Origin of the sequence: Stutzerimonas stutzeri (assembly GCF_024448695.1) — a bacterium.
In the GTDB taxonomy this organism is placed as follows: Bacteria; Pseudomonadota; Gammaproteobacteria; order Pseudomonadales; family Pseudomonadaceae; genus Stutzerimonas; species Stutzerimonas stutzeri_T.
The window spans coordinates 1-20,065 of record NZ_JAMOHY010000030.1 but is presented as its reverse complement, the minus strand read 5'-3'; the positions used below and the strand labels follow the sequence as shown (position 1 = coordinate 20,065).

Below are 20,065 nucleotides of genomic sequence, written 5' to 3'. Positions count from 1 at the left end.
GAAATCTTGCTTTTTGCGGAGGCTGCATTTGGACGTCGGCAACATCAACCACCTTTTTTTAGTCGGTGCCCTGTTGGTTGCTGCCAGTATCCTGATGAGTTCCCTGTCTGCACGTCTGGGCGTGCCGATTCTGGTCATCTTTCTCGGTGTCGGCATGCTGGCCGGGGTCGACGGCATCGGCGGAATCGTCTTCGAGGACTACCGCCTCGCCTTTATCATCAGCAACCTGGCGCTGGCGATCATTCTGCTCGACGGCGGCATGCGAACACGCAAGGCCACCTTCCGCGTCGCGCTCTGGCCCTCGATGTCACTGGCTACCTTCGGCGTGGCGATCACCGCAGGCATGACCGGCGTCGCCGCCACCTGGCTGTTCGACCTGCGCCTGATCGAAGGCCTGCTGATCGGTGCAATCGTCGGCTCCACGGACGCTGCGGTCGTGTTCAACCTGCTCAACGGCAAGGGCCTGAACGAGCGTGTCGGCCCGACCCTTGAGATCGAATCGGGCAGCAACGACCCGATGGCGATGTTCCTCACCGTCACCCTGATCAGCATGATTGCGTCAGGGCAGACCTCATTCAGCTGGACCGTGCTGGTCAGCCTGATCCAGCAATTCGGTATCGGCATCCTGCTCGGCCTCTCCGGCGGCTGGCTACTGCTGCAGCTGATCAATCGCCTCTCCGTAGCCGATGGCCTCTATCCCCTGCTGGCGGTCAGCGGCGGCATCATGATCTTCGCCCTGTCCGGCGCGGTGGGCGGCAGTGGCATCATCGCCGTGTATGTCTGCGGCCTGATGCTGGGCAACCGGCCCATTCGCAACCGTCATGGCATTCTGCACATGTTCGATGGCCTGGCCTGGCTCAGCCAGATCGGGATGTTCCTGGTGCTTGGCCTGCTGCTGACGCCCAGCGAACTGCTGCCGATTGCCGTTCCCGCCCTGCTCCTGTCGCTGTGGATGATCCTCATCGCGCGCCCGCTGTCGGTGTTTGTCGGCCTGTTGCCCTTCAAGGGCTTCAAACTGCGCGAGCGGCTGTTCATCTCCTGGATCGGCCTGCGTGGCGCGGTGCCGGTGATTCTGGCGGTGTTCCCGTTGGTGGCCGGCCTCGACAATGCCCAGCTGTTTTTCAACGTCGCCTTCTTCATCGTGCTGGTCTCGCTGCTGTTGCAGGGCACCACCCTCGGCTGGGCGGCAAAAAAAGCCAAGGTTGAAGTACCGCCAGCCCCCGCACCCATCTCCCGTACCGGCCTGCAAGTCCACACCACCAGCCAGTGGGAACTCTTCATCTACCGCCTGACCTCCAAGAAGTGGTGCATCGGCGCTGCGCTTCGCGAGCTGAAAATGCCACCAGGCACGCGCATCGCCGCCCTGTTTCGTGGCCACGCCCTGCTCCACCCGTCCGGAAGTACCCGCCTGCAGGAGAACGACATCCTCTGCGTCATCGGCCACGAAGACGACCTGCCCGCGCTCGGCAAGCTGTTCAGTCAGGCGCCGCAACGTGGCCGGGACATGCGCTTCTTCGGCGACTTCATTCTCGAAGGCGACGCCGAGCTGGGCGCCATTGCCATGCTTTACGGTCTCAAGCTTGGCGATGTGGATGGCAATCAGCCGATTGGCCAGTTCATCTCCGACAAGATCAGCAAACACACTGTTGTCGGCGACCAGGTGGTATGGAACGGGCTGATCTGGACCATCGCCGAGATGGATGGCGACGATGTGCTCAAGGTCGGCCTGCGCTTCCCCGAAGCGGAAAAGCCCGGTCCGCAGCTGATGTTCTGACCTTCAGTCGCACGCTGATCCCCCTTGACCCCGACGGACTCGCACTCGCCCAGCGCAGCCCGTAGACTCAGCGCTCGTTCAGCTCTTTGACGGCAGACATGTCTTTTTCACGCGCCTTTCTGCTGACCCTTCTGGTCAGCTTTCTGCAGATTTTCAGCACGCTTCAGGCACAAACCCTCGACAGCCTGACCGGTGGCCAGCAGGCGGCTGAAGGCGAAGCCAGACCGGCGCAACCCAGCCTGGCCGACCAGGTGAAGCAGTTTGACGAGCAGGCCAGCGCCCGCAGCCAGCAGCTCGCGACCCTGCAGAAACAGCTCGCCCAGGCGCCGCAGGAAATCAGTACCGCCCAGCGCGATCTGGCACGGCTCAAGGCAGGCCCGGCACCCGAGCCAAGCGAACGCTTCGCAACCCTGGGCGTCACAGCGCTGGAGCAGCGCCTGGCCACGCGCCTTGCCGAGCTGAGCGAGTGGAACAAGCAGCTGACCGACGCCAACAGCCTGATCATCACTGCCCAGACACGGCCTGAGCGTTCCCAGGCCCAGATCAGCACCAGCCAATCGCGCATTCAGGCGCTGCAGAATCGCCTCAAGAGCGGTCAGGACAGTGGCAAGGCGATCAGCGATGAACAGCGCAGCCTGTTCGAAGCGGAAATTTCGGCCCTGCAGGCCCAGATCGAACTGCGCCGTCAGGAGCTGACAGGCAACAACCTGCTCCAGGACCTTGGCAAGGCCCGACGCAACCTGCTCGCCGAGCGCATCGCCCGCGCCGAGCAGGAAACCCAGGCATTGCAGGGCCTGATCAACGCCAAGCGCCGCGCCGAGTCCGAGCAGACCGTGGCCGAGCTCTCAGCCAGGGCGCAGCTGGCAGGCTCCGATACGCTGGTGGCGGCTGAAAGCGCCGAAAACCTCAAACTCTCCGACTACCTGCTGCGCGCCACCGAGCGGCTCAATCTGCTCAACCAGATGAACCTGCAAGCACGCCAGCAGCTCGACACACTGAACCAGGCCGACAAGGCGCTGGAAGAGCAGATCGCCGTACTCGAAGGCAGCCTGCTGCTGTCCAGAATCCTCTATCAGCAGAAGCTCAACCTGCCCAAGGTGAAGCTCGACCGGAATCTCGCCGACGAAATTGCCGACCTGCGCCTCTACCAGTTCGAGCTGAACCAGGCGCGCGACCGTGCCGGCAATCCGGAAACCTACGTCGATCAGTTGCTGGTGGGTCAGCCTGAGGAACAGATAACACCCCAGGTGCGCGCTGCCCTGCTCGACCTGGTCAAGACCCGCAGCGAACTGCTTGATCGCCTGAACCGCGAACTCAATGCGCTGCTCAACGAATCCATCACCCTGCAGCTGAACCAGAAACAGCTGCACGACACTGCCAGCGCGTTGAGCGCCACGCTGGATGAACAGATGTTCTGGATTCCCAGCAACAAGCCGCTGGACTTCAGCTGGCTGACCAGCTTTCCGCAACGCCTGGAACGGCAACTGGGCACCATCGGCTGGCACTCGGCCCTGGCGCAGATGGCTGCCGGGCTGAAGGAGCGTCCCCTGCTCTTCTTGCCACTGCTGCTATCCATCGCCGTGCTGCTCTGGCGGCGAAAGATGATCAACACCAAGCTCGATGAGCTCAGCCAGGATGTCGGGCATTTTCGCAATGACAGCCAGCAGCACACCCCCCTGGCGTTGCTGCTGAACATACTGCTGGCATTGCCGGGCGCCCTGTTCCTGGCCCTGTGCGGCTATCTGCTGCAGATGGATGCACGCGGCCAGAACCTTGGGCTGAGCGCCGCGATGTACCAGATGGCGCAGGCCTGGTTGGTGTTCTACACCGCCTATCGACTGCTTTCGCCGGGACGGCTGGCCGAACTGCATTTCCGCTGGTCGCACCCGCAGGTCGCCTTTCTGCGCAATGAAATCCGCCGTCTCGGCCTGGTGGTGCTGGTCTTGGTCGTGGTCGTCAGCATCGCCGAACAGCAACCGGCAAACCTCGCCGAAGACGTACTCGGGCTGCTGGTCATTATCGGCTGCTACGCACTGATGAGCTGGCGCCTGATGCGCATCCTCCTGAGGGGTCCGTCCAGTGAAAACGCACCACCGGCCCGGCTGTTTCTGGGCGTGGTGTTCAGCCTGCTGCCACTGGCGCTGATCGTGGTGGTCGGCATGGGCTACTACTACACCGCGCTGAAACTTACCGAACGTCTGATCGACACCCTCTACCTGCTGATGATCTGGATCGCTCTGGAGTCCATGCTGGTCCGCGCGCTGACCATCGCCGCGCGCCGCCTGGCCTACCAGCGGGCCATGGACAGGCGCCAGGCGGCGGAGGAAGAAGGTGCCAGCGAACACCCGGAAAACATCGAAGAACCCAACCTGGATATCGAACAAGTCAATCAGCAATCACTGCGCCTGACCCGCCTGGCCACTTTCGGTCTCTTTCTGGTGGCGCTGTACTGGGTCTGGTCGGACCTGATTTCGGTGGTGTCCTATCTCGATAATGTCGCGCTGTACGAATTCACCAGCGGCTCGGGCGATGCCCTCACGACTTCGGCCATCAGCCTCAACGACCTGCTCGGCGCCCTGGCCATCGGCGGTATCACCCTGATCCTGGCGCGCAACCTGCCGGGCCTGCTGGAAGTACTGGTTCTGTCGCGCCTGCGCCTGGCGCCGGGCAGCGCCTACGCCACCGGCACGCTGCTGTCCTACACTCTGGTAGGCACCGGCATCGTCTCGGTGCTCTCGACGCTGGGCGTGAGCTGGGACAAGCTGCAGTGGCTGGTCGCCGCGCTTTCGGTAGGGCTGGGCTTCGGCCTGCAGGAAATCTTTGCCAACTTCGTCTCCGGCCTGATCATCCTGTTCGAGAAGCCGGTGCGCATCGGTGACGTGGTGACCATCGGCAACCTGTCAGGCACAGTGAGCCGCATCCGCATTCGTGCCACCACCATCACCGATTTCGATCACAAGGAAATCATTGTCCCCAACAAGACATTCGTCACCGATCAGTTGGTCAACTGGTCGCTGAGCGATACGGTTACGCGGGTGACCATCCGCATCGGCGTGGAATTCGGCTCCGATCTCGAGCAGGTGCGCGAACTGCTGTTCCAGGCCGCACGGGAAAACCCTCGCGTGCTGAAAGACCCCGAACCCCAGGTGTTCTTCCTCAGTTTTGGCGACAGCCGTCTGGAACACGAACTGCGCCTGCACGTGCGCGACCTGGCCGACCGCAACCCGGTGATTGATGAAATCAACCGCAGGGTCGACCGCGAATTCCGTGAATGCGGCATCACCATCGCCTTCCGCCAGCTGGATGTGCACCTGAAAAACCGTGCCGGCCAGGAGCTGGCGCTGCCGGAGAGCCGGGACGATAAGGCCTGACGTGCCCTTGGCATTCGCGGCCACGCCAGCGTTGGACATCGGTTCGCGGGCATGGCCCGTTCCTACGGCGACGGCTAGTCTTCAGCCTTCAACTGCGTCGGATTACGCCTTCAGCTAATCCAGCCTGCATACTGCCCAACCCCGTTCTTGGCCTGCTTGTTGGAGCCGCCGTGAAAACCCTGACCCAGCTGACCTTCGACAACCGCTTCGCCCGCCTGGGCGATACCTTTTCCACGGCGGTGCAGCCGCAGCCCCTGAGCGAGCCGCACCTGGTGGTGGCGAGTGAGGCGGCCATGGCCTTGCTGGACCTGGACCCGACGCAGGCCGAGCTGCCGCTGTTCACCGAACTGTTCGCCGGGCACAAGCTGTGGTCCACCGCCGAACCTCGGGCAATGGTCTATTCGGGTCACCAGTTCGGCAGCTACAACCCACAGCTCGGCGATGGCCGCGGCCTGCTGCTCGGCGAGGTGCGCAACCAGGCCGGAGCCTACTGGGACCTGCACCTCAAGGGTGCCGGGCAGACACCCTATTCACGCATGGGCGACGGGCGTGCGGTGCTGCGCTCCTCAATCCGCGAGTTTCTCGCCAGCGAGCATCTGCATGCCCTTGGCATCCCCAGTTCACGCGCGCTCTGCGTGACCGGTTCGAGCGAGCCGGTGTACCGCGAACGCCAGGAACGCGGCGCCATGCTGCTGCGTCTGGCGCCCAGCCATGTGCGTTTCGGTCATTTCGAATTTTTCTACTACACCCGCCAGCACGACGCTCTGCGGCAACTGCTCGACCATGTGCTGACCTGCCATTTCCCCGAGTGCCTGCAACAGGCCGAGCCCGAGCGCACCTTCTTCACTCAGGTGGTCGAACGCACCGCCGAGATGGTTGCCCGCTGGCAGGCTTATGGTTTCTGCCACGGCGTCATGAATACCGACAACATGTCGATCCTCGGTATCACCTTCGATTTTGGCCCCTACGCCTTTCTCGACGACTTCGACGCCCGCTTTGTCTGCAACCACTCCGACCACGACGGGCGCTATTCCTTCGAGAACCAGGTGCCCATCGCCCACTGGAATCTCGCCGCTCTGGCCCAGGCCTTGTCGCCCTTCGTCGCGGTGGAGCAACTGCGCGAAACCATGAGCCTGTTCCTGCCCCGCTATGAAGCCGCCTGGCTCGACCTGATGCGCCAGCGCCTGGGCCTGCGCACGGCGGAGGACGCCGACAAGGCGTTGGTGCAAGGTTTGCTGCAACTGATGCAGAACGGCGCCATCGATTACACGCGCTTCTTTCGCGAACTGGGCGACAGCGCACCCGAACAGGCCTTGCGCCGTCTGCGAGAGGATTTCATTGATCTTCAGGGCTTCGATATCTGGGCCAGGGACTATCAGCAGCGCAGCGAACGCGAAGGTATTGACCAGACCGAGCGTCAGGCACGAATGCACGCCGTCAACCCCAGATACATTCTGCGCAATTACCTCGCCCAGCAGGCCATCGAGGCGGCGGAACAGGGTGATTACGCCCCGGTGCGCGAACTGCATGCCGTGCTCTCACGCCCCTTCGATGAACAACCCGGCATGGCGCGTTATGCCCAGCGCCCACCCGAGTGGGGCAAACACCTGGAAATCAGCTGCTCATCCTAGGAAAAGCGACTGCGTTGCCAGATTTCTCAGACGCGTATTCAACGCTGGCTTCAGGATGCGCTTTCCAGCGGCAGCGTGACGCGAAACAACGCACCCCGGCCTTCCTCGCTTTCCGCCTGAATGCGCCCCCCGTGGGCCTTGACGATCTGTTCGCTGATGAACAGACCCAGGCCAAGCCCGGCGCTGTTTTCGCTGCCCTCGGCGCGCTCGAACTGCTGAAAGATGCGCCCCAGGCTTTTCGGGCTGATGCCGATGCCCTGATCGCGTACCTCGATACAGGCCCCTTCGGCGGTGGCGAAGACGCTGACCTGCACCGGCTTGCCAGCGCCATAGCGCATGGCATTGGTGAGGAGATTGGCCAGCACCTGCTCGATGCGGAACTCGTCCCAGACCCCCAACAGCGGCTCCGGTCGCTGGAACAGCAAGGTGCAGCCACAGGATTCCAGCTGCGAAGCGAAGTTTTCCAGGACGCTGGCGACCAGCTTGCCAAGATCGATCATTGCGGGCCTGATCGATAACTTGCCGGTACGAATGCGTGACACGTCGAGCATGTCGTCGATCAGCCGAATCAGGCTCTGGATCTGCCGCTCATCCTTGTCAGCCATCTGCCGCAGACGATCCTCGCTGAACACCGCGAAATTGTTCCGCGCCAGCTGCAGCTTGCGCAGCTGCACCTCAAGAATCAGCGTGTTGAGCGGGGTTTTCAGCTCATGGGAAACGATGGACATGAAGTCGTCACGCATGCGCACGGCCGCCTCCAGCTCGCCCTGGGTTTTGCGCAGCTCATTGAGCAGCACTTCCTGCTCGCGGCGGCTGCGCTCAAGCGCTTCGAGCTGGCGAGCCATGCGCTTGCGGCTGCGGTACAGGTCAACGAAAACACTGACCTTGCTGCGCACCGCATGGGTGTCCAGCGGCTTGTGCATGAAATCCACTGCGCCGCTCTCGTAACCCTTGAAGGCATAGTTGAGCTCACGCCCGGCGGCGCTGACAAATACGATGGGAATCTGCTTGGTGCGCTCGGTGCCGCGCATCAGTTCGGCGAGCTGGAAGCCGTCCATGCCCGGCATCTGCACGTCGAGGATGGCCAGCGCGAACTCGTGGCGCAGCAACAGCTCGAGCGCCTGCTCTGCCGACTCCGCCTGATGAACCCGGATACCCGGCGCCCGCAGCAAGGCATCCAGCGCGAGCAGGTTCTCCGGCAGGTCATCGACGATCAGCAGGTTCGCTTCATCGGTTTGGTCAGGCATGGGTCACTCCAGTTCGCGCAACAGTCGATGAATATCGCGCAGGGGCAGAATATGGTCCGGCGCAAAGCGCTGGAGTGCGGCGAGCGGCATGGTCGGCATCTCGGCCTCGACGGGGTCCTGAACGATGGTGAGACCACCAGCCTGCGCGATCATCCGCAGACCCGCAGCCCCGTCCTCGTTGGCGCCGGTCAGCAGAATCCCGGCGACCCGCTCACCCCAGACATCGGCGGCGGACTCGAACAGCGCATCGATGGAGGGTCGGGAAAAATGCACCGCATCATCCTGACTGAGCGATAGCGTCAGGTCCGTTTCCACCAGCAGGTGATAGCCCGGCGCGGCAAAATACAGCGTTCCGCCCTCAATCGCGTCCTTGTCATCGGCTTCCTTGACCCGCAACGCAGTCTTGCGGCGGAAGATGTCCGCCAGTTGGGTCGGGCCACTGGCGGGCACGTGCTGCACCACCAGCAGCGGCAGCCGGTAGGTGGCAGGCAGGCCGCTGAGCAGCACACTCAGCGCCGCCAGACCGCCCGCCGAGGTTCCTATCACCACGGCGTCCACGGCAGATCGCCGCACACCTGTGCTGGGGGCCAGGTCTTTCATAGTTTGCGAAAGATCCTCTGTTCTTTGTCGAAGGCGTCGAAGCGCCCGCTGCTCGCCGAAAACTCGATGGTTTCCTTACTGCCCAGGCCAAGAAAGCCGCGATGGCAAAGGGAGTCGTGGAAAAGCTCGAAGGCTCTGTTCTGCAGCGGCTTGTTGAAATAGATCAGTACGTTGCGGCAGGAAATCAATTGGGTCTCGGCGAACACGCTGTCAGTCGCCAGGCTGTGGTCGGCAAAGGTCACCTGTTCTTTCAGGGACTTGTCCATGATCGCCGAGTCATAGGCCGCCGTGTAATAGTCACTGAGGCTCTGCCGACCGCCGGCCCGCTGGTAGTTGGCGGTGTACTGGCTCATGTCGGCGATATTGAAAATACCCTGCCGCGCACGCTCCAGCGAGCGTGGATTGATATCGGTGGCATACAGGATGGTGCGCTCCAGCAAGCCCTCTTCCTTGAGCAGGATCGCCATCGAATAGACTTCCTCACCGGTGCTGCAACCGGCGATCCAGATCTTCAGCGAGGGATAGGTACGCAGCACCGGCACCACCTGCTCGCGCAAGGCCAGGTAATAGCCGGGGTCACGAAACATCTCGCTGACCGGGATGGTGAGGTACTGCAGCAGCTCCATGAACGCCTGGGCATCGTAGAGAATCAGGCCCTGCAGCTGCGAAATGCTGTCGCACTTCATCTGCCGCAGCGCCAGCAGCACCCGGCGCTTGAGCGAAGCCTGGGAGTAATTGCGAAAGTCGTAGCTGTAGCGCAGGTAGATCGCTTCGATCAGCAGCTTCAGCTCGATACTCTGATTGCGCTCCGGCATGTCACAGCAGCTCCACTTTCGGCAGCCAGACGCGAATCAGCGAGAACAGGCGATCAAGGTCGATGGGCTTGGCCAGATAATCGTTGGCGCCGGCACGCAGGCAGCGATCCTGATCATCCTTCATCGCCTTGGCAGTGACGGCGATGATCGGCAGCTTGGCGAAACGCGAGTCCTTGCGAATCTCCTGCATGGCGGTAAAGCCGTCCATTTCCGGCATCATGATGTCCATCAGGACCAGATCGATATCATCAATGTTCTGCAGTTGCGTGATGGCTTCAAGGCCATTGCGGGCGATTTCAATCAGTGCGCCCTTCTGCTCCAGGGCGCTGGTCAGCGCGAAGACGTTACGCACATCGTCATCGACCACCAGAATCTTGCGACCCTCGAAGGCCTTTTCCCGACTGCGCACGCTCTTGAGCATCCTCTGCCGCTCGGGCGGCATGTCCGATTCGACCTTGTGCAGGAACAGGGTGACTTCATCGAGCAGCCGCTCGGGCGAGCGCGCGCCCTTGATGATGATCGAGCGCGAGTATTTCATCAGCGCCGCTTCTTCATCGCGAGTCAGGTTGCGCCCGGTGTAGACGATGACCGGCGGGAAGGAGCAGATCTCCTCGCGGGCCATGCGCTCGAGCAGTTCGTGACCGTCCATGTCGGGCAACTTGAGGTCGATGATCATGCAGTCGAACAGGGTCGAACGCAGGTGCTCGAGGGCCTGCGCGCCAAACTCGACGGCCGTGATTTCCACATCCTCGTCCTCAATCAGGAGCGCCATGCTCTCACGCTGCAGCGCATCATCCTCGACCAGCAGAATGCGTTTGACCTTTTGCGCGAGCTTGGCTTCCAGCCGCTGGAACACTTCCTTCAGTTCATCGCGGGTGGTCGGCTTGGTGGCATAGCCGATGGCGCCCATCTGCAGCGCGGTCTCCTTGCGGTCCTCGACGGATACGATATGCACCGGAATGTGCCGGGTGAGCGGGTTTTCCTTGAGCCGCTCAAGAACGGTCAGGCCGGAGTGGTCAGGCAGGCGCATGTCCAGCAGAACAGCATCAGGCCGGTATTGCACCGCCATATCGAAGCCCACGTCGGCGTTCTGTGCGAGCAGGCAGTTGTAGTTCAGCTCGTGGGCGAGGTCGCGCAGGATGCAGGCGAACTGTGGCTCGTCTTCGATCACCAGCACCGAGCGCTCGCTGAAGGGGAAACCCTTGCGGTCATCTTCCAGCGGTGGATGCTCGATAGCGTATTGCACCGGCGCAGGCGGTGTTGCCAGCTGCGTCACGACAGGCTCAGCAGGCTGGGCAGGCGGCGACAGTTCCGGCGTGGCCGGCTCGCTGTAGTTTTCCGGCAGGATCAGGGTGAACAGACTACCGGCGCCTGGTGCGCTGCTCACTTCGATGGTGCCGCCGAGCAACTGGGCCAGCTCGCGGGAAATCGACAATCCCAGGCCGGTACCGCCGTAACGCCGATTGGTGGTGCCATCGGCCTGCCGGAAGGCCTCGAAAATCACCGCCTGCTGCTCCTCGGCAATGCCGATACCCGTATCACGCACCGCAAATGCGATGCGCTGTTCGTCATGCCGGCTGACCTGCAGTACAACCGAGCCTTGTTCAGTGAACTTGAAGGCGTTCGACAGGAGATTCTTGAGAATCTGCTCAAGGCGCTGGCGGTCGGTAAACAGACTCGCCGGCAAGTCGTCATCCAGCTCGATCTCGAAACGCAGCGATTTCTCCAGCGCCTGGGCCAGGAACAGGCTTTTGAGCCCCTCAAGCATGCGCGTCAGAATCAGCAACTCGGGATATACGTCGAGCTTGCCGGCCTCGACCTTGGAAATATCGAGGATGTCATTGATCAGGCTGAGCAGGTCATTGCCCGCCGAATAGATGGAGCGCGCGAACTGCACCTGGTCGTCGCTGAGATTGCCCTGGGGATTGTCCGCCAGCAGCTTGGCGAGAATCAGCGAGCTGTTCAGCGGCGTGCGCAGCTCGTGGGACATGTTGGCGAGGAATTCCGACTTGTAGCGGCTGGCACGCAGCAAATCTTCGGCGCGCTCTTCGAGCATCAGTTGGGCATCGTGCAGGCGGCTGTTCTTCAGATCCATTTCGTCGCGCTGGCGCGACAACTCCTGGGCCTGGTCGGCCAGCTGCTCATTGATCTGTTCCAGCTCGGCTTGCTGCTCTTCCATATGCGCCTGGGACTCACGCAGCGCGTTGGACTGTTCCTCAAGCTCCTCATTGGCCGCACGCAGCTCTTCCTGCTGAACCTGCAACTCCTCATTGAGCTGCTGGGTATCAGCCAGCACGCGCTGCAGCCGCTGACGATAGCGCGCGGCTTCAATGGCCGAGCCAACACTTTCGCTGATGCGCCGCAGCAGCTCGCTGTCTTCTTCACGCAAGGGCCGCAGGAAGCCGAGCTCCAGCACGGCGTTGAGCATGCCGCTGTCCTCAACCGGAACGATCAGCAACGACTGCACGTCGGTGCTGCCAAGCGAAGAACTGACCTTCAGATAGCCCGATGGAACGCTCTCAAGCGTCAGCATGCGGCGCTCCAGCGCCGCCTGACCGACCAGACTTTCGCCGAGCTCCAGCGTCCGCCCCTGATTCTGGCCCTCTTTGCTCCAGGCGAATTCGGCAACACGCTGCAGCCTGCCCTCCTGAGCCACGTACAGCGCACCGACGGCCACGCCAAGATAACCGGACAGGAAGTTGAGAACATTCTGACCCAGGGTTGGAAGGGTCTGCTCGCCGATGATCGACTCGCTCAGTTGCGTTTGACCGCTGCGATACCAGGCCTGTTTTTCCAGCGCATCCGCGTGCGCCTTTTGCTGACTCAACGAGTGGGCATAGCTATCGGACAGGCTGATCAGGTCGCGCCGACCGAAATACACCAGCAAACCACTGAAGATCAGGCTGAACAGCAGAAAGCCACCGATCAGAAGGGTGGTGACCAGCTCCGATCTGGCGGTACGTTCACTCCTGGCCTGACGGTCGCTGGCAATGAACTCATAGAGCAGCCGACGCTGTTCCTGTTTCAGCTCCATGCCACGCTGACTGCGGATGTAGTCCGTGACTGACTCGTCCCGGGCACGACGGGCAATGGCGGTATCGGCAAACTCCACCCACTGGTCCTGCATGGCCGCAACCCGCTCGATGCGATTGAGCTGCAGCAGGTTGTCCTGGGCGTATGCCTTGAGCTGCTCCAGTTCGTGGTTCAGGAGTGGCAATTCGCGCTGATAGGGTTCGAGAAAGACATCGTCGCCAGCAATCAGATAGCCACGCATCGACGCTTCAAGATTGCCGATCAGTTTCAGCGTTTCGTGAGCATGCGACACGCCCCGGACCGATTGATCGACCCACTCGCTGACGCTCAGCAGGTAGTAGACGATGGCGCTGAAAAAGAATGCACTGAGGAACCCGAAACCAAGGGGTACCGCGACGTTGCGATTGAGAATACGCCTGAACTGATTTTGTTCGATGAAAGAGTCGCCCATGTGATTCCTTTCCGGTCACTTCGCGTGCGCCTGGCTCGGCTGCCAAAAGGTAACAAGCCCAGGAGGTGAATGCCTGATCCCGACCTGTTCAAAGTGTTTCGCGTGAAATAGGCCGGCTGGCGACTTTATCATTGACCTTATGGCAAGCCCATAGCGCCGCGAAAGCTACATCCTGAGCGGTAGCGGTCACAGGTCTAGCGACGGGCGATGATCCAGACTGCGTGCACGATCCCGGGAATGTAGCCCAGCAGCGTCAGCAGAATGTTCAGCCAGAAGGCGCCGGCAAAACCGACCTGAAGAAAAACACCCAGAGGGGGCAAAAGAATCGCAATCAGTATGCGCAGCAGGTCCATCTTCAATCTCCTCTCAGCAGAAAACCCACGCTGAATCGACCCGAACACTGCTGCGGGGTTCCGTGGTGGCCGGGCGAGATGAACGTCATGGCAAAAAAGAAAGCGCCAACCGCTGCCGGAGCAGCGGTTGTCGAACCGGCGGCAACCGTTTGGGTCACCGGGGCGCAATAAAGCGCAAAAGGAAGAAGACGCGACTGGCCAGGGTCGGGCCAGTCCTGCTGCGTCGATGCGAGTCGCCTTGTGAGCCATACGCACCGCCAAACTTACGCTTAGCAAGCTAACCATCCCAGATAAAACCAGCCGTTACCATTCGCTGAAAGTCGAACATGGAGTGATCCGGGCTTTCCCGCGGTCTGTACACTGAGGCAGGGCTGGCTGTGTCACAGCGCTGTCGGCCAATCCCGGAATTCGACTGTAAAGAGGTCCCGATGTCGATGCGCCCCCTCACTGCCGCTGCCCGCCTGTTGTTTGTCAGCCTGCTGCTGAGCCTGAGTGCCTGCGCGCTGCTCACCCCACGCGACCCATTGAATGTGCAGGTCGCCGGTATCGAGCCGTTGCCCGGCGAAGGCCTGGAGTTGCGCATGCTGGTGAAACTACGGGTGCAGAACCCCAATGACATCGCCCTCGACTATAACGGCGTGGCGCTTGAGCTGGAGGTCAACGGTCGACGCCTGGCAAGCGGCGTCAGCGCCGATCAGGGCAGCGTACCGCGCTTCGGTGAAAGCCTGTTGCAGGTGCCAGTGACCGTCTCGGCCTTCTCCGCGGCGCGCCAGGCGTTCGGGCTGGCCGAGCGCTTCGGTCAGGATGAGGTGCCTTATGTGCTGCGCGGCAAGCTGGCCGGGGGACTGTTCGGCACCCAGCGCTTCGTCGAGAAAGGCACGCTGAATCTGCCAGAAGCCACCAGCAACCCGTATCGAAGCAAACCCTGACGGGACCGGGTCACGTTCAACCTAGTCCGCACAGAACCCGGCCCGACAGCGGTTTGCCTCGTGAGCGGGATCTTCCTGCATCAGTTTGCGGGTGACACCGTTGGTCCAGCCGAACCCGTCCTGCAGCGGATACTCGCCGCCTCCTGCATGGTCGGCACATTGGCGCAGGACATACTTCTCCACCAACTTGCCTTCCCGCTCGAACAGGTAGGCGACGATGCTCAGCCAGCGATCCTCGATCTGCAACGCCAGCGCATCATGGCCGTAATGCTGTAACCCGCGAATAGCCATCCACTGCAAGGGTGCCCAGCCGTTGGGGCGATCCCACTGCTCGCTGCTGGCACTGCTCTCGGTGGTCGCCAGCCCGCCAGGGGCAAGCAGACGACGGCGCACGATATCGGCCACACGCCCGGCCTGCGTGGCACTGGCGGCCTGCACGAACAGGGGCGTAACGGTCGCTGCCGTGAGATTGTTGCGCTGTACCTGCAGCGTCCAGTCGTAGTCGAAATAGGCGCCCTCGTGCTCATTCCACAGATAGTGATCGATGGCTGCCAGGCGCGCCGAGGCTCGCTGGCGGAAGATCTCGGCGCGTTCGTCCTGTCCCTTCACCTCGCTGAGCCGGGCGATCTGGCATTCCAGTTTGTAGAGAAAGCAGTTCAGGTCCACCGGAATGATGCGGGTGGTACGGATACTCGACAGCCGTTCGGAGTCGTCCAGCCAGCGGGAGCTGAAATCCCAGCCGGACTCGGAGCCGGCACGCAGATCTCGGTAGACCTCATGTACCGGACGACCCGACAGGCGTGCGGTCTCGATGTCTTCGTGATAGGCCTCTTCACGCGGGGTGTCGTATTCATCCCAGTAGCGATTGAGCACGCTGCCATCGCCCAGGCAGACGCAGCGTCGATGCGCTTCGCCCGGTTTTAGCTGATCGCCCCCCTCGGTCCAGAAAGCATGCTCCTTAAACAATTGCGGTAGGTAGTCGCTGGCGCGATACACGCCGCTCTCCTCGAACAGATCGGTCATCAACGCGAACACCGGCGGCTGCGAGCGGCCCAGGTAATAGGTGCGGTTGCCGTTGGGCACATGCCCGTAGGTGTCGATCAGGTAGGCGAAATTGTCGGCCATGGACCGCAGCAGCTCGCAATGCCCGCTCTCATCCAGCCCCAGCATGGTGAAGTACGAATCCCAGTAATACAGCTCGGTGAAGCGCCCGCCCGGCACCACATAGTCATGCGGCAGCGGCAGCAGCGAGGAATGCGCCGGATGTTCCTGCGGATGCCGGGTCAGCACGGGCCAGAGCCTGTCGATATGCTCGCTCAGGCTGTCATCCGGGTTGGCGACGAAGTTCTTGGGCGGCACGTCAAAGGGACTGAAATGCTCGGCGACGAAGGCCGGCAGGTCGAAATCCGGCTCGTCACAGCGCGTCCGGTAGACCTGCAGAATCAACTCGGGGTGCATGCGCGGCGCGCAATCGACGAACGTCTTGCTGTCGGGAAAAACGCGCTCCAGCTGCACCGCGATGAACAGCTCCTGATAGCGCTGCGCAGGTGTCAGGGTGTCGGCAGCCGACACCGCGTGAATATCGTAGTTGAAGGGGCTCGGTTCGATATCGCTCATTGTTCGCTGTAGTTCCATAGCAGTCCGCCATCTATTACCAGTGTAGTACCCGTGATGTAGCCGGCTTCTTCAGAGGCGAGAAAGGCCACCGCACCGGCCACATCCCGCGGCTGCCCGAGGCGCCCGGCGGGGATGTTGGCAAGCAGCCTGGCGAGCTTGTCCGGTCGGTTCATCAGGGCGCGGTTGATCGGCGTCTCGATCGCCCCAGGTGCGACGTTGTTGACCGTGATGCCCAGCGGCGCCAGCTCGATTGCCAGGTTACGCATGAACATCTTCAATCCGCCCTTGCTGGCGCAATAGCTGGTGAAGTTGGGAAACGGCAGCTCTTCGTGAACCGAGCTGTTGTTGATGATCCGCCCGCCACGCCCGCTGTCGCGTAAATGCCGCACAAAAGCCTGGGCAAGAAAGAACGGGCCGCGCAGGTTGACGTTCAGCACCTGGTCATAATCAGCCTCCTCGGTATCGAGAAACGGGCTGTGTGTCTGCATACCGGCGTTGTTGACCAGGATGTCGAGCCGCCCCATCCGTGTGATCGCCTCGCTCACCAAATGGCGGCACTGGGCGACAACGCCGATATCGGCAGCGATGAAGCAGGCCCGGCGCCCCAGCGCGCGAACCTGCTCGACGGTCTCCTGCGCCTCGCTGCCATCTTCCCGGCCATGGATGACCAGATCGGCGCCCTCTTCGGCCAGCCGCACGGCAATACCGCGGCCTATACCCTGGGAACTGCCGGTGACCAGTGCAATGCTGTTCAGCAGTTTCATCGTGCACCTCGTGTGGCTGACAGGCCGCGACGGCAGCTCTACGTTGCTATCTGTGACGGCCCGCGTGCCGCTGCGGTTCAACGGCGCCTGTTTGCAGATGCTTCACGAGTGCTCCGGGCACGCTCACAACGGCAGACAGGCATCGATTATCAGGCGCAGAATGGCCAGCTCTTCACTGCCTGATTCTGGACATCCATGGCTACCGCCGATTTGCGCAAGGGGTATCTGCTGGGGCTGACGACTTTCTCTATCTGGGGTCTCTTCCCGCTGTATTTCAAAGCCGTCGAGCAATACGCTGCGCTGGAAATCGTCACCCAGCGCGCCATCTGGTCGGCGCTGTTCGGCGCCCTGGTGCTGCTGCTCTGGAAACATCCGGGATGGTGGCAGGAGCTGCTGGCGCATCCGAAAAGAATCGGCGTGCTGATGATTTCCAGCGTGCTGATCGCCAGCAATTGGCTGATCTATGTCTGGGCAGTGAACAACAACCACATGGTCGAGGCGAGTCTGGGCTACTACATCAACCCGCTGGTCAACGTGATGCTGGGTCTGCTGATCCTGCGCGAGCGGTTACGCCCCCTGCAGTGGCTGGCGGTGGCGATGGCGGCGCTCGGAGTGGCGCTGCAACTGATCACCCTGGGCGAATTTCCCTGGGTGTCGATTGCACTAGCGCTGAGCTTCGGCAGCTACGGCCTGCTGCGCAAGCAGGCTCCCGTGGCAGCATTGCCCGGCTTGGTGGTGGAAACCTGGCTGCTGTTGCCGCTGGCGCTGGTCTGGCTGCTGTTTTTCGGCAGCGGTACGAGCACCGAGCCGGCGTTCTGGCGCACCACAGACGCCCTCTGGCTGATGGCAGCCGGGCCGGTGACGCTGATTCCGCTGCTGTGCTTCAACGCGGCGGCTCGCCACCTGCCCTACTCGACCCTGGGTTTCCTGCAGTACATCACGCCGACCCTGTTGCTGATCCTGGCCGTGTGGGTCTATCACGAACCCTTCCCCGCCGACCGCCAACTGGCCTTTATCTTCATCTGGGCGGGGCTGGCCGTATACAGCTACGACGCCTGGCGCATCATGCGCAAAACGGCGTGAACGCCGGCTTTCAAGCTGAACGTCGAGCCGAATGAAAGATACACAATGCCTCGACAGGCACTGAACGCAGCGCCCTTGAGTGGACTGATTTTCCCCTGCGCTTCATGTAGTATCGGTCGGCCCGGACTACACGAGATATCGGTCCGACCGATTTCAGCAAAACCAAGTGAGGCGAGTAATGACTGAGCGCGTTCAAGTCGGTGGCCTGCAGGTCGCCAAAGTCCTGTATGACTTCGTCAACAACGAAGCGATTCCTGGTACCGGCGTCGATGCCGCCGCCTTCTGGGCTGGCGCCGACAGCGTCATCCACGATCTGGCGCCGAAGAACCGCGCGCTGCTGGCCAAACGTGACGATCTGCAGGCACAGATCGATGCCTGGCACCAGGCTCGCGCCGGTCAGGCCCATGACGCCGTTGCATACAAGGCGTTCCTGCAGGAAATCGGCTATCTGCTGCCGGAAGTCGAAGACTTCCAAGCTACAACCCAGAACGTCGACGAAGAAATCACCCGCATGGCCGGCCCGCAGCTGGTAGTGCCGATCATGAACGCCCGTTTCGCCCTGAACGCCGCCAACGCCCGCTGGGGCTCGCTGTATGACGCGCTCTACGGCACCGACGCCATCTCCGAAGAAGGTGGCGCCAGCAAGGGCCCAGGCTACAACGAAGTTCGCGGCAACAAGGTCATCGCCTACGCCCGCGCCTTTCTGGATGAAGCCGCAGCGCTGGAAAGCGGCTCCCACGCAGACTCCACCGGCTACCGCATCGAAGGCGGCAAGCTGGTCGTTTCCCTAAAGGACGGCAGCACCACCGGCCTGAAAGACCCGCAACTGCTGCTCGGCTTCCAGGGCGATGCCAACGCGCCGATCGCCGTACTGCTCAAGCACAACGGCATCCACTTCGAGATTCAGATCGACCCGACCAGCGCCATCGGCCAGACCGACGCTGCCGGCGTCAAAGACATCCTGATGGAATCGGCGCTGACCACCATCATGGACTGCGAAGATTCCATCGCCGCCGTCGATGCCGACGACAAGACCATCGTCTACCGCAACTGGCTCGGCCTGATGAAGGGCGATCTGGTCGAAGACCTGGAAAAAGGCGGCAAGCGCATCACCCGCGCGATGAACCCGGACCGCGTCTACACCAAGGCTGACGGCAACGGCGAACTGACCCTGCACGGTCGCTCCCTGCTGTTCATCCGCAACGTCGGTCACCTGATGACCAACGACGCCATCCTCGACAAGGAAGGCAACGAAGTACCGGAAGGCATCATGGACGGCCTGTTCACCAGCCTCGCCGCCATGCACAACCTCAACGGCAACACCAGCCGCAAGAACACTCGCACCGGCTCGGTCTACATCGTTAAGCCGAAGATGCACGGCCCGGAAGAAGTGGCCTTCGCCACCGAACTCTTCGGCCGCGTCGAAGACGTGCTCAAGCTGCCACGCAACACCCTGAAAGTCGGCATCATGGACGAAGAGCGCCGCACCTCGATCAACCTCAAAGCCTGCATCAAGGAAGCGCGCGAGCGCGTGGTATTCATCAACACCGGCTTCCTCGACCGCACCGGCGACGAGATCCACACCTCCATGGAAGCCGGCCCGGTGGTACGCAAGGCCGCCATGAAGGGCGAGAAGTGGATCAGCTCCTACGAGGACAACAACGTCGACGTCGGCCTGGCCTGTGGCCTGCAGGGTAAGGCGCAGATCGGCAAGGGCATGTGGGCCATGCCTGACCTGATGGCGAACATGCTCGAGCAGAAAATTGGCCACCCCATGGCCGGCGCCAACACCGCCTGGGTCCCGTCGCCGACCGCCGCCACGCTGCACGCCATGCACTACCACAAGGTCGACGTGTTCGCCCGTCAGGCCGAACTGGCCAAGCGCACCAAAGCCTCGGTAGACGACATCCTGACCATCCCGCTGGCCAAGGACACCAACTGGAGCGACGAGGAAAAGCGCAACGAGCTGGACAACAACTCGCAGGGCATCCTCGGCTACATGGTCCGCTGGGTCGAGCAGGGCGTAGGTTGTTCCAAGGTGCCGGACATCAATGACATCGCCCTGATGGAAGACCGCGCCACCCTGCGCATCTCCAGCCAGCACGTGGCCAACTGGATGCGCCACGGTGTGGTCACCCAGGAGCAGGTCGTCGAAAGCCTCAAGCGCATGGCGCCGGTGGTTGACCGCCAGAACGAAGGTGATCCACTGTACCGCCCGATGGCACCGGACTTCGACAACAGCGTGGCCTTCCAGGCTGCTCTGGAGCTGGTCCTTGAAGGCACCAAGCAGCCCAACGGCTACACCGAGCCGGTACTGCACCGCCGCCGTCGCGAGTTCAAGGCCAAGAACGGCCTGTAACCCGCGCAGCTGCGTCAGAAAAAACCGCCCTCGGGCGG

The 20,065-nt window shown here is 62.0% G+C and carries 13 protein-coding genes; 6 read left to right on the top strand and 7 right to left on the bottom strand.

Annotated features, from left to right (window positions below):
- Nucleotides 1–28: 28 nt before the first annotated feature.
- The 3 genes from NAV32_RS15800 (at nucleotide 29) to selO (ending at nucleotide 6,776) form a co-directional block, all read left to right on the top strand.
- Nucleotides 29–1,774, top strand: coding sequence for a potassium/proton antiporter (locus NAV32_RS15800; RefSeq protein WP_256053756.1), 1,746 nt, complete (start codon nucleotides 29–31; stop codon nucleotides 1,772–1,774).
- Nucleotides 1,775–1,872: 98 nt separating this feature from the next.
- Nucleotides 1,873–5,145 (top strand): mechanosensitive channel MscK, encoded by a 3,273-nt coding sequence (gene mscK / locus NAV32_RS15795; RefSeq protein WP_256053755.1) that lies wholly within the window; start codon nucleotides 1,873–1,875, stop codon nucleotides 5,143–5,145.
- 170 nt (nucleotides 5,146–5,315) lie between these two features.
- On the top strand, nucleotides 5,316–6,776 hold the full coding sequence (gene selO, locus NAV32_RS15790; RefSeq protein WP_256053754.1) for a protein adenylyltransferase SelO: 1,461 nt from the start codon (nucleotides 5,316–5,318) through the stop codon (nucleotides 6,774–6,776).
- 50 nt (nucleotides 6,777–6,826) lie between these two features.
- Here the strand turns inward: selO and NAV32_RS15785 are convergent, their stop codons facing one another.
- The 5 genes from NAV32_RS15785 to NAV32_RS15765 all read right to left on the bottom strand — a co-directional run bounded on the left by NAV32_RS15785 (nucleotide 6,827) and on the right by NAV32_RS15765 (nucleotide 13,275).
- Nucleotides 6,827–8,023, bottom strand: a complete 1,197-nt coding sequence (locus NAV32_RS15785; RefSeq protein ID WP_256053753.1) for a hybrid sensor histidine kinase/response regulator — start codon at nucleotides 8,021–8,023, stop codon at nucleotides 6,827–6,829.
- A gap of 3 nt (nucleotides 8,024–8,026) precedes the next feature.
- Entirely contained in the window at nucleotides 8,027–8,623 is a 597-nt protein-coding gene (locus NAV32_RS15780; RefSeq protein WP_256053752.1) for a chemotaxis protein CheB, read from the bottom strand.
- Entirely contained in the window at nucleotides 8,620–9,438 is an 819-nt protein-coding gene (locus tag NAV32_RS15775) for a CheR family methyltransferase (protein ID WP_256053751.1), read from the bottom strand. The genes NAV32_RS15780 and NAV32_RS15775 overlap by 4 nt, the downstream gene beginning before the upstream one ends.
- Nucleotide 9,439: 1 nt before the next feature.
- A complete protein-coding gene (locus tag NAV32_RS15770) occupies nucleotides 9,440–12,922 on the bottom strand; it encodes a response regulator (RefSeq protein ID WP_256053750.1) in 3,483 nt (1,160 codons plus the stop codon).
- A 194-nt stretch (nucleotides 12,923–13,116) separates the two neighbouring features.
- Nucleotides 13,117–13,275, bottom strand: a complete 159-nt coding sequence (locus tag NAV32_RS15765; RefSeq protein WP_037024013.1) for a YqaE/Pmp3 family membrane protein — start codon at nucleotides 13,273–13,275, stop codon at nucleotides 13,117–13,119.
- 428 nt (nucleotides 13,276–13,703) lie between these two features.
- Here NAV32_RS15765 and NAV32_RS15760 point away from each other — a divergent pair, with 428 nt between their 5' ends.
- Nucleotides 13,704–14,204, top strand: coding sequence for an LEA type 2 family protein (locus NAV32_RS15760; RefSeq protein WP_256053749.1), 501 nt, complete (start codon nucleotides 13,704–13,706; stop codon nucleotides 14,202–14,204).
- Between the two features lie 21 nt (nucleotides 14,205–14,225).
- Here NAV32_RS15760 and treF read toward each other — a convergent pair whose 3' ends face one another.
- A complete protein-coding gene (gene treF / locus NAV32_RS15755) occupies nucleotides 14,226–15,821 on the bottom strand; it encodes an alpha,alpha-trehalase TreF (protein ID WP_256053748.1) in 1,596 nt (531 codons plus the stop codon).
- Nucleotides 15,818–16,585 carry an SDR family NAD(P)-dependent oxidoreductase gene (locus tag NAV32_RS15750; protein WP_256053747.1) on the bottom strand — a complete coding sequence of 256 codons (768 nt, stop codon included), beginning with the start codon at nucleotides 16,583–16,585 and terminating at the stop codon, nucleotides 15,818–15,820. The genes treF and NAV32_RS15750 overlap by 4 nt, the downstream gene beginning before the upstream one ends.
- A gap of 195 nt (nucleotides 16,586–16,780) precedes the next feature.
- Between NAV32_RS15750 and rarD the strand changes: the two genes are divergently transcribed.
- Complete coding sequence (gene rarD / locus NAV32_RS15745; protein WP_256053746.1) at nucleotides 16,781–17,668, top strand: EamA family transporter RarD; 888 nt, start codon at nucleotides 16,781–16,783, stop codon at nucleotides 17,666–17,668.
- Nucleotides 17,669–17,846: 178 nt separating this feature from the next.
- Nucleotides 17,847–20,027 (top strand): malate synthase G, encoded by a 2,181-nt coding sequence (locus NAV32_RS15740; protein WP_256053745.1) that lies wholly within the window; start codon nucleotides 17,847–17,849, stop codon nucleotides 20,025–20,027.
- The last annotated feature ends 38 nt before the right edge of the window (nucleotides 20,028–20,065 follow it).